This window comes from Synechococcus sp. W55.1 (genome assembly GCF_047461655.1).
Taxonomy (GTDB): domain Bacteria; phylum Cyanobacteriota; class Cyanobacteriia; order Thermostichales; family Thermostichaceae; genus Thermostichus.
On the sequence record NZ_JANSHN010000009.1, the window covers coordinates 53,618 to 70,223 of the forward strand.

Consider the following 16,606-nt stretch of genomic DNA (forward strand, 5'->3'; position numbering starts at 1 on the left):
TTGCACCATGTCCGACTTGGCCCTTCTCCACTCGACTCGACTTGACCCCCCAAGCCGGGATCCATCCACAGGGATCCCAGAACCCACCCCTTCTCCCGATGTGGGGTTGCTGGAGCAGACCGAACTCTTTCTCAGGCGGCACATTGGGCCGGATGCCCGGCAAATCGGGCAGATGTTGCAAGTGTTGGAGCTGAGTTCGCTGCAGGAGCTGGTGGAGAAGGCGGTGCCGCCGGCCATTCGCAGCAGCCAGCCTTTGCAATTGGGATCCCCTTGCCCTGAGCAGCAGGTGTTGGCGGAACTGCAGGCAATGGCGGCCCAGAACCAGGTGTGGCGCTCCTTTTTGGGCATGGGCTATTCCAACACCCTGACGCCACCGGTGATTCAGCGCAACATCCTGGAAAACCCTGCCTGGTACACCCCCTACACCCCCTACCAAGCTGAGATTGCCCAGGGACGGTTGGAAGCCCTGCTCAACTTCCAGACGATGGTGATCGACCTGACGGGGATGGAGATCGCCAATGCTTCCCTGCTGGACGAAGCCACGGCAGCCGCAGAAGCCATGGCTCTTGCCTACACCTTGGCAGGCAGGGGATCCCCAGTTTTCTGGGTGGATCGGGGCTGTCATCCCCAGACGATTGCCGTGGTACAGACGCGGGCAGAGCCCTTGGGGATCCAGGTGCGCGTGACGGATCTGGCGGAGTTTTGCCCGGAGAAGGGCTTTGGGCTGCTGTTGCAATATCCCAACACCTTTGGAGAAATCCGGGACTACCGGCAGTTGGTGGAGCAGGCTCACCAGAAGGGGATGGTGGTGGCGGTGGCTGCCGACCTGCTCAGCTTAACCCTATTGCAACCCCCAGGAGAGTGGGGAGCGGACATCGTGGTGGGATCCACCCAGCGCTTCGGCGTGCCTTTGGGCTATGGCGGCCCCCATGCGGCTTACTTCGCCACCCGCGAGGCCCACAAGCGGCTGCTGCCAGGACGGCTGGTGGGGATTTCTCAGGATGCTCAAGGCAAGCCAGCCCTGCGCTTGGCGTTGCAGACCCGCGAGCAGCACATCCGGCGGGACAAGGCCACCAGCAACATCTGCACTGCCCAGGTGCTTTTGGCGGTGATGGCTTCTATGTATGCCGTCTACCACGGCCCCCGCGGCTTGCGACACATAGCCGAGCGCATCCACCGCCAGGCCCATCACTTGGCCACTGGGATCTGCCAGTTGGGTTATGAGGTGGGGCCAGAGCATTTCTTCGATACCTTCTGGGTCAAGGTAGCTTCTCCAGAGCAGGTGCAGGCGATCCAGGCCCGCGCTGCTCAGCGGCAGATCAACCTCCGCCAGATCGATGACCGGACGCTGGGGATCAGCTTGGATGAGGCCACCACCACTCAGGATCTGCGGGATCTGTGGGAGATCTTCGCCGGAACCCTTCCCCGCAGCGGAACGGAGTCCTTACCGCCAGCTTGGGATCCCGACAGCCCAGGGCCGGATTTGGGCCAGAGCTTGCCGCCTCAGCTTCTGCGCGCCACACCCTACCTCACTCACCCGGTATTTAACCGTTACCACTCGGAAACTGAGCTGCTGCGCTATATCCACCGCCTGCAAAGCCGGGATCTGGCTCTCACCCATTCCATGATCCCCTTGGGCTCTTGCACCATGAAGCTGAACGCCACGGTGGAGATGATGCCGGTCACCTGGCCGGAGTTTGCCCAGCTCCATCCTTTTGTGCCCCTGGAGCAGGCCCGTGGCTATCAAGCCCTTTTTGCCCAGTTGGAAAAGATGCTGGCGGAGATCACCGGTTTTGCCGGAGTTTCTCTGCAGCCCAACGCCGGATCTCAGGGGGAATATGCCGGCCTATTGGCCATCCGCCGCTACCACCAAGCCAGAGGGGAAGGCCGACGGCAGGTGTGCTTGATCCCCACCTCGGCCCACGGAACCAACCCGGCCAGCGCCGTGATGGCGGGGATGCAGGTGGTGAGCGTAGCTTGTGATGAAGCCGGCAATATCGACATTGAGGATCTGCGGGCCAAGGTGGAGCAGCACCGGGAGCGGCTGGCCGCCTTGATGATCACCTACCCCTCTACCCACGGCGTGTTTGAGGAAGGGATCCGCCAGATCTGCCAGATCGTCCACGAGGCGGGGGGACAGGTGTACATGGATGGGGCCAACCTCAACGCTCAGGTGGGCCTCTGCCGTCCTGCTGAGCTGGGGGCCGATGTCTGCCACCTCAACCTGCACAAGACCTTCTGCATTCCCCATGGGGGAGGTGGGCCGGGGGTAGGGCCCATTGCCGTGGCCCGCCACCTTGTGCCCTATTTGCCTGGCCATCCTGTTTTGCCCGGCTGTAACGGCCCCGTCAGCGCTGCCCCGTGGGGCAGTGCCAGCATTTTGCCCATCTCCTGGGCCTACATTCGCCTTATGGGATCCGCCGGCCTCACCCTGGCCAGCCAAGTGGCCATCCTCAACGCCAACTACATCGCCAAGCGGTTGGATCCCTACTACCCGGTGCTCTACAAAGGGCCGGGGGGATGGGTAGCCCACGAGTGCATTTTGGATTTGCGCCCCCTGAAAAAAAGCGCCGGCATCGAGGTGGAAGATGTGGCCAAGCGCTTGATGGACTATGGCTTCCACGCCCCCACCATCTCCTGGCCGGTGCCGGGGACGATGATGGTAGAGCCCACCGAGAGCGAATCTCTGGAGGAGCTAGATCGCTTCTGCGAGGCAATGATTGCCATCCGCCAGGAGATCACTGCTATTGAGCGGGGGGAAGCGGATCCCGTGCGCAATCCCCTCAAGTTGGCCCCCCACACCGCTGAGGTGGTGGCTGCCGACCACTGGGATCGCCCCTATCCTCGCTCGGTGGCTGCCTACCCGCTCCCCTGGGTCAGATCCCACAAGTTCTGGCCCAGCGTCAGCCGCATCGACAACGCCTACGGGGATCGCCACCTGGTGTGCAGTTGTCAGCCCTGGTTGGAGGAATGATGGCTGCTTTCGAGCCTGGCTCGGAATCAGAAGAGGAGGTTCAGTTGTATCCAAAGGCGGGATCCGCTATAACCCAGTCAGGGATCCCTGGCCAATGGATTGAGAAAGAATGGCCGTCTTGAGCGGGAGGGAGTTCTTTGCCCAGTCTTGCTTGGCTAACCCTTGGGCTGTTGGCGGGATCCCTAGTGGCCTGCCGCGAGATGCCTGATCCGGTTGCTCAAGAAGTGGATCAGGATCCCGTGCGGCGTCACATCGGCAAAGATGGCACGCACTTTGAGGCTTCCCTAGGAGATGCCCGCGCCCTTCCCCCTCAGTTTCCCCCTCACTTGCAGTTGCCCAACGCTTCCATCATCTCTTCGGGACAGATTCGGGATCGAGAGGGGGGCCTTGCTTCCCTGATCTTGCAGACCTCTCAGCCTCTGGAGGCGATTGCCGCCTACTATCGCCGCACCCTGTGGGGCCGGGGCTGGGACATCCTCTCGGACATCGAGCAGGCCAATGGGATCCGCACCTTGGTGTTCGAGTCTCCCCCCCACCCCAAAAAGCCTCTCCAACAGGCGGTGGTGCAAGTGGGATCCCCCCGTCGCGGGCCGGATCAGGTGGAATATCGCGATATCTTGATTTTGCTGAGCACCGTATCCCCCTCTGCCACGGCAGAAGACCTCTCTGCGGCCAAGCTCGCTCCCCCAACTTTCCCCTGAGGATGCCCATCTATACCCAGTCGATTCAGATTGCGGCCAGCGTGGCCCAGGTGGATCGCTGCCTCACCGACCTGGAGTTGATGAAGCGCTGGCTCAACCCGCTGTTGGGCTGTGAGGCGGTGGGATCCCCTCTGGCGGAATTGGGCAGCCGCTACCGCTTTTTCCTTCGCTTGCCGTTTGTATCCCCCAGCTTGGATTGCGTGATTACAGAGCGGGCAGAAGGCTTGGTGCAGTGGCAGTTTAAGGGATTTTTTGAAGGAACCGACCGCTGGGAGTGCCATCCCCAGCCGGGGGGTACCCTTCTAGTCAATTGCTTCAACTTCCGCATCCCCAGTCCCTGGGTGGCGGCAGGGTTTTACCTGTTGGCAGCAGGGCCGACCCAGCAGGATATGCGGGCCCAGCTCCGACGGCTGAAGGCGGTGGCCGAGGCTTTGGGTTAGGCTGGTGGCAAGTAGTAAAGAAACGTAAAAAACTGCAATGACCAGCAACAGCGGACTGTTTAACCGTCGCTTTGCCGACAACTTCATCCCCCAACCAGCCAACACTTCTCTGGAAATCGGCCAGATTGCCCCCGATTTTGAGCTGCCGCGCGTGCAGGGGGATCCCGTGCGGCTATCCGACTACCGCGGCCAAAAGCCGGTGGTTTTGGCTTTTACTCGTATCTTCACCGAAAAGCTTTTTTGCCCTTTTTGCTACCCCCACATCCAAGAGCTGAAAGCCCGCTACAGGGAGATCCAAGCTCTGGGGGCGGAGCTGCTGATGGTCACCAGCACTGATCCGGTTCAAAGCCAGCAGATTCAAGCAGACCTGCAGCTGCCTTACCCGCTGCTGGTGGATCCCGAGTGCAAAACCTTCCGCCTCTATGGGGTTGGCCAAGCTTTGGGAGCACCCCTGCCGGCCCAGTTCGTTGTGGATCGGGAGGGCAAACTGCGCTTCAAGCATGTTTTCTCCTTTGCCCAGCCCAATGCCGATACCGATGAGGTGCTGCGGGTGTTGCGGGAGGGGCTGCAAACCGGCTGGGATGGAACCCGTAGGGTGGCCCCTATCCCCTTTTTCTAGGGATCGGGCTTCTCTGCCATTGGACTTCCAGGGAGAGAGACTGCGATGTTTGCCCGTCTGGCCCAGAGTGGGGCGCGTCAGGCCGAGATCCTGGAGGTGGTTTTGCGCCACGGTTGGGACTACATGCGCCGCTTGCTCTCTTTTGGCAAGGCTGGGGAACCCCAACTGCCCCCCCCAATGGTGCTGCGCAACATTTTGGTGGATCTGGGGCCGGTCTATGTCAAGCTAGGCCAGCTGCTAAGCACCCGTCCGGACCTGTTGCCGCGAGAGTACATCGAGGCCCTCAGCACTCTGCAGGCCGACGTACCTCCTGTTCCCTGGAATGCGGTGGAGATCCTGCTGCGGCAGCAGTTGCGGCAGCCGTTGGAGCAGGTGTTCAGCAGCCTGGACACAGAGTCGGTTGCGGCGGGATCCATTGCCCAGGTCCATCGGGCTTGTCTGGTCAGCGGCGAGTGGGTGGCCCTCAAGATCCAGCGGCCCGGGCTGGAGGCGGTGGTGGAGCGGGATACGCGGCTAATCCGGGGCATTGCCGAGCTGGTGGCGCAAACGGAGTTCGGCAGGTTGGCAGATGTGGTGGCCTTGGCGGATGAGTTCTGCCGGGCCATTCAAGCAGAGCTGGACTTTACCCAAGAGGCCCGCCACACCGAGCAGCTCCGCCAACAGTTGCAAAGGGGGCGTTGGTTTGATCCGGCCCAACTGGTGGTGCCGCGCATCCATTGGCCTCTCACTACGCCAAAGGTGTTGACGCTGGAGTGGATCGAGGGCCGGCCCCTGTTGGAGGCGGATCGCAGCGACGCGGACCCGGAAAACATCGCCCGCCTCTTGACCCGCGCTTTTTTCCAGCAGATCTGCATTGATGGCTATTTCCACGCCGATCCCCATCCGGGCAATCTGTTTTATCTGGGATCCGGTCGCGTGGCCCTGCTGGATTGCGGCATGATTGGGCGGCTGGATCCGCGCACGCAGCAGATTCTGCTGGAGCTGATGCTGGCCATTGTCAGCCTCGATGCCCAGCGCTGTGCCGAATTGACCCTAGAGTTGGCCCTGCCGGAAAGATCCACGGCCCGCTTGCGGGAGCAGCCGGTTAGCTTGGCCCAGCTCCAAAGCGACTACGAGCGCCTTCTGCGGCAGTACTACACCCTGAGCATTGCGGAACTCAACTTCAGCCAGCTCTTTTCTGAGATCCTGCAGGCGGCCCGGCGCAACCAGATCCGCATTCCCGGCAATTTGGGCCTCTGTGCCAAGGCGCTGGCCAATTTGGAAGGGATCGCCCGCCAGCTCACCCCCGACTACAACCTGCCGGAGCAGCTTCGCCCCCTGATGGCGGATGTGTTTCGGGCGCAATTGCTGGGGGAAGCCCCTCTGCCCTCGCTGCTGCGCACGGCTTTGGATTTGAAAAATCTCTCTCTGCAATCGCCGCGCCAGATGGAGCTGCTGCTCAGCCGCATCACCTCGGAAACCCAGCGCTGGAACTTAACCATCCAAGAGCTGGACGGGATCCGCAGCAGCCTGGATCAGTCGGCCAACCGCCTTTCCTACAGCATTGTGGTCGGCTCTCTGATCGTCGGGGCCGCCATCATCTCGGCTCAGACGCAGCGCTTCCAGGTCTTTGGGCTGAGCGAACTCCTCTTCGGCGCGGCCAGCCTGTTGGGGCTGTGGCTCGTCATCAGCATCCTGCGCTCCGGTCGCCTGCGCGGCTAGATTGGCTGAGGTTGGCTCATCAGTGGACTCAGGGCCCTACTGCCCTTGTCTGGATCTCGATGTTTCCAAAAGAACACCAAAACGGTATCAACGCCTCCGCGAGCGATCCGCCAAAAGCCGCAAAGGCCGATTCTTTCGTTCGATCCCTCGACGCCTTGCGCCACAAGGCTTTCCGGCCCCAAAACCCCCTCGCCAAAACTCTTTTTGCCGACTTTTTTCCGGATCCCTCGCAAATGGGCCTTGCATTCCTTGCCCTGCTTGGGTTTAATAGGGGTGGAGTTCCCCCTTCGGGGGGATCCCTAGAAATTGGAAACTTGAATTGCTATAAAGGGCATATCAGCCCGGCAAATGGTTCCCCCTTCGGGGGGATCCCTAGAAATTGGAAACCCTTAATGACTTCCTCAATTTGGTTTACCCAGCGCTTCGTTCCCCCTTCGGGGGGATCCCTAGAAATTGGAAACGTGACTATGACGGGGATCGCGTGAGCGTCTCCCTGTCTAGTTCCCCCTTCGGGGGGATCCCTAGAAATTGGAAACGTATTTCCTGGGTGTCGAGGGGGAGGAGGTTACCTTAGTTCCCCCTTCGGGGGGATCCCTAGAAATTGGAAACGTGAAGCACTGGTTGTTAAGTATCAACTCCACTTCATGTTCCCCCTTCGGGGGGATCCCTAGAAATTGGAAACAGCAAGGCACACCTCTCGGCATGGATGATCTGTTCCTTTGTATACATACAAGTTCCCCCTTCGGGGGGATCCCTAGAAATTGGAAACGTAGGGCGATTTCGCCCCTCTGCAAATTGGGGCTCGGCAGTTCCCCCTTCGGGGGGATCCCTAGAAATTGGAAACGCGTATAGAGCGCGGAGAAATCAGGGAGGCTCTCGAATGTTCCCCCTTCGGGGGGATCCCTAGAAATTGGAAACTAGGCTACCTTACAGGGTGCAACACATTGTGTACCAGCTGTTCCCCCTTCGGGGGGATCCCTAGAAATTGGAAACTGTTCACTGCCTACAGGAGGATGCTATGGCTATCAAGTTCCCCCTTCGGGGGGATCCCTAGAAATTGGAAACGTCAACACCCGCACGCAAACCGTCGTTGCTTTCATAGTAGTGTTCCCCCTTCGGGGGGATCCCTAGAAATTGGAAACAGGTCTATCAGCCACCGGAATTGCTCTTTGGTTAACCCAAGTTCCCCCTTCGGGGGGATCCCTAGAAATTGGAAACAGGAGTTTATCATGAACGTCATGAAGTTCGCCGGAAGTTCCCCCTTCGGGGGGATCCCTAGAAATTGGAAACTCGAGAACTAACCACCCATCACGACGACTATCGCAATAGTTCCCCCTTCGGGGGGATCCCTAGAAATTGGAAACTTGATTTAGGCCCGTGGCACTGGGGCCTTGCAGAACGGGTTCCCCCTTCGGGGGGATCCCTAGAAATTGGAAACAAGATCTGGGAAGCCAACGCTTTTGCCCGCTTCATTTGACGTTCCCCCTTCGGGGGGATCCCTAGAAATTGGAAACCTAGATATTGGTTCTCGTCGGTGTAAACGCGGTGATAACCACGTTCCCCCTTCGGGGGGATCCCTAGAAATTGGAAACCCTATACACCTCATTAAGAGGCTTTTCCGCCTCACGTTCCCCCTTCGGGGGGATCCCTAGAAATTGGAAACCACATGCGTGGGGGCGAACGGCGATAGATAGTGGGTTCCCCCTTCGGGGGGATCCCTAGAAATTGGAAACGCACACCCAGGTTCACACACCTGGGTGTTCTTTATCCCCTGATGTTCCCCCTTCGGGGGGATCCCTAGAAATTGGAAACTGTTCCTGAACTCTGGTGGGCAGTAGCTTGTAAGTTGTTCCCCCTTCGGGGGGATCCCTAGAAATTGGAAACAATGATCCAACGGGCAGGCCGCATCGATCGACTGGTTCCCCCTTCGGGGGGATCCCTAGAAATTGGAAACAACGATTGGGAGCCGCCTTCCAGTTTGTGGTGGAGTTGTTCCCCCTTCGGGGGGATCCCTAGAAATTGGAAACCACCACCTGTCGCTCGTCTCCCAGATCCGACAGCACCACCCGTTCCCCCTTCGGGGGGATCCCTAGAAATTGGAAACTTTTACAGTCGTCGGTGTAACCGACGGGAATGATGCGTATAGTTCCCCCTTCGGGGGGATCCCTAGAAATTGGAAACTTCTGCGTTCATTGGATTACTTCCATCAACTACACTTATATCGTAGTTCCCCCTTCGGGGGGATCCCTAGAAATTGGAAACACAAGCCACCGCCCATGGGGGACACGGCCAACCATGTTCCCCCTTCGGGGGGATCCCTAGAAATTGGAAACGACCCGGCACAAAGCCGGAGTCACTCCTAATCAAGGGCTGAGTTCCCCCTTCGGGGGGATCCCTAGAAATTGGAAACGCTTTGTCCTTACAGACGTTTAGGCCCGCCGGGCTGAGGTTCCCCCTTCGGGGGGATCCCTAGAAATTGGAAACGTATTCGCAACGCTCGCTACGAACGATCTGTTGCTTGGTGTGTTCCCCCTTCGGGGGGATCCCTAGAAATTGGAAACTTCTAGCCGAGCCCGCCGCTCGGCCTCGGCCGCAGCTTTCATCTTCTTGTTCCCCCTTCGGGGGGATCCCTAGAAATTGGAAACGTTTAGGTGTGGGACATAGATATACTCAATGACCTGATGTTCCCCCTTCGGGGGGATCCCTAGAAATTGGAAACTATAGATAAAGAGTTTGCCCCCATCAGGCTTGTTCTCTGTTCCCCCTTCGGGGGGATCCCTAGAAATTGGAAACTAGCCTTGAGTAGGTTTAGACCAAAGTCACCATTTGCAGAGCGTTCCCCCTTCGGGGGGATCCCTAGAAATTGGAAACGAATTTGGTGTGGAACAGCTCCACAAGCAGGTAACGCTGTTCCCCCTTCGGGGGGATCCCTAGAAATTGGAAACCTACCTGGGGCCAGCACCCCCCTCTCGGGTAGTTGGCTTGGGTTCCCCCTTCGGGGGGATCCCTAGAAATTGGAAACATCGGATAGCGTCTAGATAGGATACCTTCATGAGTACATGTTCCCCCTTCGGGGGGATCCCTAGAAATTGGAAACGATGGTATCGTCATCCAACTTTAGTGTTTGCCGTTGTCGTTCCCCCTTCGGGGGGATCCCTAGAAATTGGAAACTGCTAGGTATTCGTCGTGGTCTGTGAAGTTAAATTGGAGTTCCCCCTTCGGGGGGATCCCTAGAAATTGGAAACGGAGATTAGATTAGTACCAGTCGGAATCTGGTACGTAGAACGGTTCCCCCTTCGGGGGGATCCCTAGAAATTGGAAACACCCACGCCTGCCTCTGATAATTCCAGTACATTTGTTTGTTCCCCCTTCGGGGGGATCCCTAGAAATTGGAAACTACTTACTTTGGAAACTATCCGAACTAAGTCGCGGAGTTCCCCCTTCGGGGGGATCCCTAGAAATTGGAAACAGAAACAGATTTGCGTATTTTATATGCACAAGGTCAGGTTCCCCCTTCGGGGGGATCCCTAGAAATTGGAAACCAAGCATGTAGCGTTGTCCGTTGGACCACTTAAGTTCCCCCTTCGGGGGGATCCCTAGAAATTGGAAACGACTTCAGATAGGCGGAGCAATCGCTCCGGAGCAGGTTCCCCCTTCGGGGGGATCCCTAGAAATTGGAAACATAGCACGCAGATGCGCGCACTTGGAGTCCTGCAGAAATTCGGCAGTTCCCCCTTCGGGGGGATCCCTAGAAATTGGAAACCGGGGATGCGGGAGAACGTAGCAGTGGACATTGTAACCTCCTAAGGTTCCCCCTTCGGGGGGATCCCTAGAAATTGGAAACCTGCCGTACAGCAGCCCGGTACGCGGCTTTCGCCGCAGTTCCCCCTTCGGGGGGATCCCTAGAAATTGGAAACATTTCTTCGCAGTTTTTGTCTTGAAGAAACTGAGCAAGTTCCCCCTTCGGGGGGATCCCTAGAAATTGGAAACATTGGGTGGTCTTGGAGGAACGTTGGGCAGACGGTGATGCGGTTCCCCCTTCGGGGGGATCCCTAGAAATTGGAAACTTGTCGTACTTAACGACAATCATGTGATATCCAGGATAGGTTCCCCCTTCGGGGGGATCCCTAGAAATTGGAAACTTGGCTAGAACAGGCTCAGGTTAAGCTTTCTAGCCAATGTTCCCCCTTCGGGGGGATCCCTAGAAATTGGAAACAGGAGGGAGTGGCCACTCTGCGCGTATTGGATCCGCCACCGTTCCCCCTTCGGGGGGATCCCTAGAAATTGGAAACTTGCTTGTACATAATCGCATCCTCAGGTACCATTGAGTCGGGCTCCCCCTTCGGGGGGATCCCTAGAAATTGGAAACTTGAAGCGCCTGCGCTTCCGCTCGGCTCGCTGAGCCTTACGGAGGTTCCCCCTTCGGGGGGATCCCTAGAAATTGGAAACGTCGGTGTTGATCTTGGATTGGAAACCCTCGCCACATTGAGGTTCCCCCTTCGGGGGGATCCCTAGAAATTGGAAACTTGAATTGTGCCCGCTTCCGCTCGGCCTTCTGGGCCGTTCCCCCTTCGGGGGGATCCCTAGAAATTGGAAACAGGCGGTTCGTAGACCAATTTACCAGGAATGCGATCATATGTGTTCCCCCTTCGGGGGGATCCCTAGAAATTGGAAACTTGTTGGATCCCTTGCCACCTTGGGGTGTATTTGTTGAGTCAGTTTCCCTGCAGTGAGGGATCCCTAGGGATGGGGAAAGGACTCAACAGCTTGCACCGGCTGGCGCGTCAGCATGCGCTTCGGGTTTTGGATGTTGCCGGTATAACCCTCAATGGCTCGCAACCTTGGGATATTCAAGTTCACGACGAGCGGCTATATCTGCGCTGCCTGCTCTATGGATCCCTGGGCCTTGGCGAGGCATACATGGAGGGCTGGTGGGATTGTGCCGCCATTGATGAGTTGATTTGTCGTCTCCTGACCACCCAGGCGCCGCAGCGGGTGGGTTGGCTAATTCAGCCCCTACTTGGGCTGGACAGTCGCCTCATCAACCGCCAGCGGGGCAAGGGGGCATTTGTCATTGGCCGGCGCCACTATGACATTGGCAACGATCTCTATGAGGCCATGCTGGATCGCCGCATGATCTATAGCTGTGCCTATTGGGATGGGGGTGCGCAAACTCTGGATGAAGCCCAGGAGGCCAAACTTGACCTCATTGCCCGCAAGCTGGAACTCCAACCCGGCATGCGGGTGCTCGACATCGGCTGTGGCTGGGGCGGCACAGCCCAGTACCTGGCCGAACGCTACGGGGTGCAGGTTGTGGGGATTACTGTTTCCAAAGAGCAAGCCAAACTGGCCAGCGAACGCTGCCGCGGCCTGCCGGTCGAGATTCGGTTAGAAGACTATCGCCAGACCCAGGGAAAGTTTGATCGCATCCTTTCTGTCGGCATGTTTGAACATGTTGGCTACCGAAACTACCGAACGTTTATGCAGGTAGCCCGCCGCTTGTTGAACGACAATGGCTTGTTTCTTCTGCACACCATCGGCAGCAACGTGGCCTACCAGGGGCGGGATCCCTGGATTGAGCGCTACATTTTCCCCAACTCGATGCTGCCCTCGCCTCATCTGATTACTGCAGCCTTTGAGGGCTTATTTGTGCTGGAAGACTGGCACAACTTTGGGATCAATTACGTGGCCACCTTAAAAGCCTGGCACGCCAATTTCGAGCAGGCATGGCCAAAATTAGCCGACCGCTACGATGAGCGCTTTCGCCGCATGTGGCGGCTCTATCTCCTGATGAGTGCCGGTAGCTTCAAGGCCCGGGCCAGCCAACTTTGGCAACTGGTCCTCTCACCACGGGGAGTAAGTGGCGGCTATCGCTCGCTTCGGTAACGACAGTCCCAAAAGTTTGCAGGTGCCCCTGCGCCCTCGCTGAGTGGGGGTGTTATGATGAGTTTGATTATCATTCTCACTCTAGACAAGCTGAGGGATGCCCGCAGCTCTGCAGCAAATTGTCAATCGCTTCCAGAAGGCCAAGACCTCGCGGCAGAAGTATGAGCTTCTCCTAGCCTATGCCAAGCGCCTGCCACCCTTTCCCGAAGCGGAGAGGAAGGAGGAGAACCTAGTCAGAGGTTGCGCTTCGCGGGTGTGGCTGGCCACCGAGTTTAGGGAGGGCAAGGTCTACATCCAAGGGGATGCCGATGCTCAGTTGGTCAAGGGTTTGGTGGCCATTGTGGTGGAGGGGCTAAGTGGCCTAGCGCCGGAAGAGATTTTGGGGGTTTCCCCAGAGTTTGTGCGGGAGATGGGCCTCAATTTCAGCCTTAGCCCTTCCAGGAGCAACGGTCTGGTGAGCATGTTTTCGATGCTGCGGCAGAGGGCCTTGGCTTTTGGGAAGTCAGTTGCTTCCAGCTCTGCTGTCTCTGTTGTCTTGTGAGGTATTCAGGCTCATGACTGATCAAGCTAACTCTATCCGTTCGGCTCGACCGGTGCGATCGCTGGTCTCGCTGCTGGCCGCCCTCTCGGTCGGGATCCTGGGAAGCCTGCAGATGCGCCAAGAAGAGTCCCGGGCCCAGCAGGGATCCAGCCCCCCAAAGGTGGTGACCACGATTTTGCCGATAACGCAATTTACCCGTGCTGTGGCCGGGGATCGGGCAGAAGTCACGCCACTCCTTCCCCCTCAGATGGGGCCCCACGACTTTCAGGCTCGACCTGAGGAGGTTCGTTTGCTGGCTCAGGCGGATGTGTTGGTAATCAATGGGCTGGGAATGGAAACTTTCCTGGAGGGGTTGATCGCCAATGCCGCAAATCCCCAATTGCTGACCATCGACAGCAGCGAAGGGATCCCGACTTTGCAGACGGAGAAGCCAGAGCATGGGCACGGCCACAGTCACGGACATTCTCATGGCCATTCTCACGGGCACGGTCATGGACACTCTCATGGGCACAGCCACGGCAAGTTCAACCCCCACATTTGGCTGGATCCCAGGCGGGCTATTCAGCAGGTGGAAAACATCCGCGACGGCTTAATCGCTGCGGATCCGGCAGGGGCGGAGATCTACCGGGCCAATGCGGCTGCTTTTATCGAGAAGCTCAAGGCTTTGGATGAGGAGATTGCCGCTCGGCTAGCTCCCTTTGCCGGAAGAAGCTTTGTGGTCTTCCACGACTTTGCCCCCTATTTTGCCGAGCGCTACAACCTCAAAGCCGAGTTCTTGGTGGAGATCCCAGAGGCCAATCCTTCTCCAGAAGATGTGCGACGGGTGATGGAGACGGTGCGGGAGTCGGGCCTGAAGACCATCTTGGTGGAACCTCAGGTGGGAGACAACAACCCCTTCCAGATCTTGGCCAGGGATTTGGGGGTGGAAGTGCGGGTTTTCGATCCCATCGAGACTGCCGGCCCTGAGGGGATCGAGCCGGAATATTACCTGACCATCCTGCGGCAAAACGTGGAGAACCTGGTCTCCGCCTTTGAGAAGGAGACGGCCTTCCTGCCCCTGCAATTGCCGCTGCTGGGCCAAGCTGCTCTCGAACACCTGCTGGCGAGGGGGCGGTGATCTCCTGCTCCGGCGAGGTTGTCCTGCGCGTCGAGGGGCTGACGGTCTATCGGGGATCCCGCTTGGCAGTACAGAATGTGTCATTTGAGCTGAGGGCGGGATCCCATACGGCCATTGTCGGCCCCAATGGCGCTGGCAAAAGTACCTTGGTGCAGGCCATCTTGGGGATCCTGCCGCGGCAGTGCGGCTCGGTTTGGATTCTGGGAGAGCCGGTGTGCCTGTCCGGTTATTTGCCCCCCTCGGTGCGGCAGCAGGTGGCTTACGTGCCCCAACGTTTTCAGTTCAATCCTGGGATCCCCATGGTGGTGGAGGAGTTTGTGGCTTTGGGTTGGGGGGCGTTGCAACCCCGCTGGCCCTGGCAGCAGCGCTCTGCTCGGCAGCAGGCGGTGCAAGAGGCGCTGGAACGAGCCGGCGCATCCCACCTGTCCTCCAAGGCTCTGGGCCAGCTCAGCGGCGGGGAGCTGAAACGGGTTCTGTTGGCCTATTGCTTGGCTTGGCCGCGGCGGCTGCTTATCCTCGACGAGGCACCGGCAGGCTTAGATACGCTCAGCGAGGGGGAGTTTTACCGGCTCTTGGAAGAGCTGCGCCAATCTCTGGGCTGGGCCATTTTGCAGATCTCCCATGATCTGGAAATGGTGTCTTGCTATTGCGACCGCGTGCTGTGCCTCAACCAATCCCTCATCTGCCAGGGATCCCCCCAGGTGGCTTTGGCACCAGAAGTGCTGAGCCGGGTTTATGGGCCTGTTCGCGACAGCGGTGCGGAGCACCATTTTGTCCGCTACATCCACCGTCACTGAGGGGAAGGCGATGTTGGAGGGCTGGGTGCGGGTAGTGGAGCTGTTGCAGTTGCCCTTTATGCAGCGGGCCATGCTGGGTGGGATCCTCACCGGCATGACAGGTGGGCTGCTGGGCAGTTTTGTTATTCTGCGGCAACTGTCGTTTTTTAGCGATGCCCTGGGGCATTCGGCTCTGCTGGGGATTGTTTTGGGAGTGCTGCTGGGGCTGAATCCCACCGTGGTGTTGATGGTGTTTGGGGTGGGATTTGCTTTGGGCGTCACCTTTGTCTTGGAGCGCACTCAACTGTCGGCGGATGCGGTGCTGAACATCATCTACTCTTCCTCTTTGGCGCTGGCCGTTATCGCCCTCAGCTTGCTGCCCAGCTATCGGGGCAACCTCAACCAGTTGTTGTTTGGGGAGATTTTGGGGATCAGCCCGGCAGCCCTGTGGACGAGCGGGATCCTCTTGCTGATCAGCTCGGCCTATGTGGGATTGACTTTGCCCTCCCAAATGTTGCTGACCCTGGATGAGCCGCTGGCGCGGGCGCGGGGGGTTCAGGTGGGCTGGCAGAAGCTGGCTTTTGTGGTGTTGCTGGCTGTGGTGGTGGCGCTCTCAATTCGCTCTGTGGGGGTGTTGCTGGTGAGCGCTTTTGTGGTCATCCCAGCCTCGACGGCAAGGCTTTTGGGATCCCGCTTTACAACCTATGTGCTGCTGGCCATAGGTATTGGGGGACTGAGCGCGGTGCTGGGGATGATCGCCTCGGCAACCTTCAACCTGCCCTCCGGCCCCAGCATTGTTGCCACCCAGTTGCTCTTTTTTCTCCTAGCTATGGCGCTCAAGGGGGTGTCGCAACTCCTGCAGCTCTAGCTAGCGGCAATCCAAGAGCTCTCTCGGGCAGCGGCTTTTCCTGCAGAAGCTGGCCAAACAGGCGGCGATAGCTCTCTGGAAAGACCTGCCCGCTGAGGGTGGGCTGCTCGTAGACGCGCTTGAGGGTGTTGAGATCCCGCTTGGTAATGTTGGGCACCCGCAACACCCGCCGATTGCCGGTAGCCGCCGCATGGTGTCCGCCATACATCAGATCCCGCAGGTTCGGGCTATGGCCCCACAGCCCCAGCCCATGCCCGATCTCGTGTCGGGCCACCGCCGTTATTTCGGCCAACCCCTGTCCTTCTGCAATGACGATGCGCACCCGCTGCTGCAAAGAGCCATCGGAGGCGAAGAAAAACTCAGGCCGGGCCGCCCCTGCCACCCCGCCGCCGATGGGGGGAACGCGGTAAATGCTCATCCCGTACAGGGCTTCTTCCTCTTTGGCCACCACCCGCATCGGGATGTAGGCAGACCAATCCTTGACCGCCTGCTCCACAAAGGTTTTCCATTGGGCGTGATCCCCCTGGATGTAGACCGGGATCGGGTAGAAAGCCCACTGGGCATAGGCTCCGCCCGGCAGCAGCGGCTCGATCTCCTCAAAATAATCGCCCACTGACCGGTCGTAGGTGTAGCGGGCCAGGCCAGGGGGGAGTCGCAGGCGCACCGGCTGCGGCAGTTCTCCGGCTTGAGTTTGAGCCTGGGCTTGCAGGGCTTCAATGCTAAAAAAGTGGGGAACCAGCAGGGATCCCCTGCCCCCCACTGCCAAAGTGAGGAGCATCGCCCAGCCGAGGATGCAAAACTGTAGAAGGCGTCGCCGCATCAAAGCCGCCCTTCCGCACTTGTTTCTCTACAAGGTTAGTGGCTCAGAAAGCAAGTGTCATTCACGTCAGCGGTGCGGAGCACTTTGGGGGCCAAGACGGGGACGGTGGTCTATAATCCTGCCAATCCTCCCATTGCGTTCGCGCCAGCGGTGCGGAGCGCTT

The 16,606-nt window shown here is 58.7% G+C and carries 11 protein-coding genes and 1 CRISPR repeat array; of the genes, 10 read left to right on the top strand and 1 reads right to left on the bottom strand.

The features are described from left to right. The first annotated feature begins 7 nt into the window (after positions 1-7). The 10 genes from gcvP (at position 8) to NW816_RS06255 (ending at position 15,623) form a co-directional block, all read left to right on the top strand. Positions 8-2,974, top strand: coding sequence for an aminomethyl-transferring glycine dehydrogenase (gene gcvP, locus NW816_RS06210; protein ID WP_414408596.1), 2,967 nt, complete (start codon positions 8-10; stop codon positions 2,972-2,974). Between the two features lie 137 nt (positions 2,975-3,111). After that, positions 3,112-3,675 carry a hypothetical protein gene (locus NW816_RS06215; RefSeq protein WP_414408597.1) on the top strand — a complete coding sequence of 188 codons (564 nt, stop codon included), beginning with the start codon at positions 3,112-3,114 and terminating at the stop codon, positions 3,673-3,675. A 2-nt stretch (positions 3,676-3,677) separates the two neighbouring features. After that, the gene (locus NW816_RS06220; protein ID WP_414381621.1) at positions 3,678-4,115 is read left to right on the top strand and encodes an SRPBCC family protein; all 438 of its coding nucleotides are present in this window, start codon (positions 3,678-3,680) and stop codon (positions 4,113-4,115) included. A 37-nt stretch (positions 4,116-4,152) separates the two neighbouring features. Continuing rightward, a complete protein-coding gene (locus tag NW816_RS06225) occupies positions 4,153-4,734 on the top strand; it encodes a peroxiredoxin family protein (protein WP_414332206.1) in 582 nt (193 codons plus the stop codon). 45 nt (positions 4,735-4,779) lie between these two features. Next, positions 4,780-6,435, top strand: a complete 1,656-nt coding sequence (locus NW816_RS06230) for an ABC1 kinase family protein (RefSeq protein WP_414408598.1) — start codon at positions 4,780-4,782, stop codon at positions 6,433-6,435. 278 nt (positions 6,436-6,713) lie between these two features. Then, a CRISPR array of direct repeats spans positions 6,714-11,111; the repeat unit is 36 nt; unit sequence GTTCCCCCTTCGGGGGGATCCCTAGAAATTGGAAAC. A 34-nt stretch (positions 11,112-11,145) separates the two neighbouring features. After that, positions 11,146-12,321 (top strand): cyclopropane fatty acyl phospholipid synthase, encoded by a 1,176-nt coding sequence (gene cfa / locus NW816_RS06235; protein ID WP_414408599.1) that lies wholly within the window; start codon positions 11,146-11,148, stop codon positions 12,319-12,321. A 97-nt stretch (positions 12,322-12,418) separates the two neighbouring features. Next, entirely contained in the window at positions 12,419-12,862 is a 444-nt protein-coding gene (locus tag NW816_RS06240) for a SufE family protein (RefSeq protein WP_414329195.1), read from the top strand. A gap of 13 nt (positions 12,863-12,875) precedes the next feature. Next, a complete protein-coding gene (locus NW816_RS06245; protein WP_414408600.1) occupies positions 12,876-13,979 on the top strand; it encodes a metal ABC transporter solute-binding protein, Zn/Mn family in 1,104 nt (367 codons plus the stop codon). Continuing rightward, positions 13,976-14,776, top strand: a complete 801-nt coding sequence (locus NW816_RS06250) for a metal ABC transporter ATP-binding protein (protein WP_414408601.1) — start codon at positions 13,976-13,978, stop codon at positions 14,774-14,776. Before NW816_RS06245 ends, NW816_RS06250 begins: the two co-directional genes overlap by 4 nt. Before the next feature lie 10 nt (positions 14,777-14,786). After that, positions 14,787-15,623 (top strand): metal ABC transporter permease, encoded by an 837-nt coding sequence (locus tag NW816_RS06255; protein WP_414408625.1) that lies wholly within the window; start codon positions 14,787-14,789, stop codon positions 15,621-15,623. Here NW816_RS06255 and NW816_RS06260 read toward each other — a convergent pair. Next, on the bottom strand, positions 15,592-16,443 hold the full coding sequence (locus NW816_RS06260) for a hypothetical protein (protein WP_414408602.1): 852 nt from the start codon (positions 16,441-16,443) through the stop codon (positions 15,592-15,594). The two genes, NW816_RS06255 and NW816_RS06260, sit on opposite strands and share 32 nt — an antisense overlap. Between the last annotated feature and the right edge of the window lie 163 nt (positions 16,444-16,606).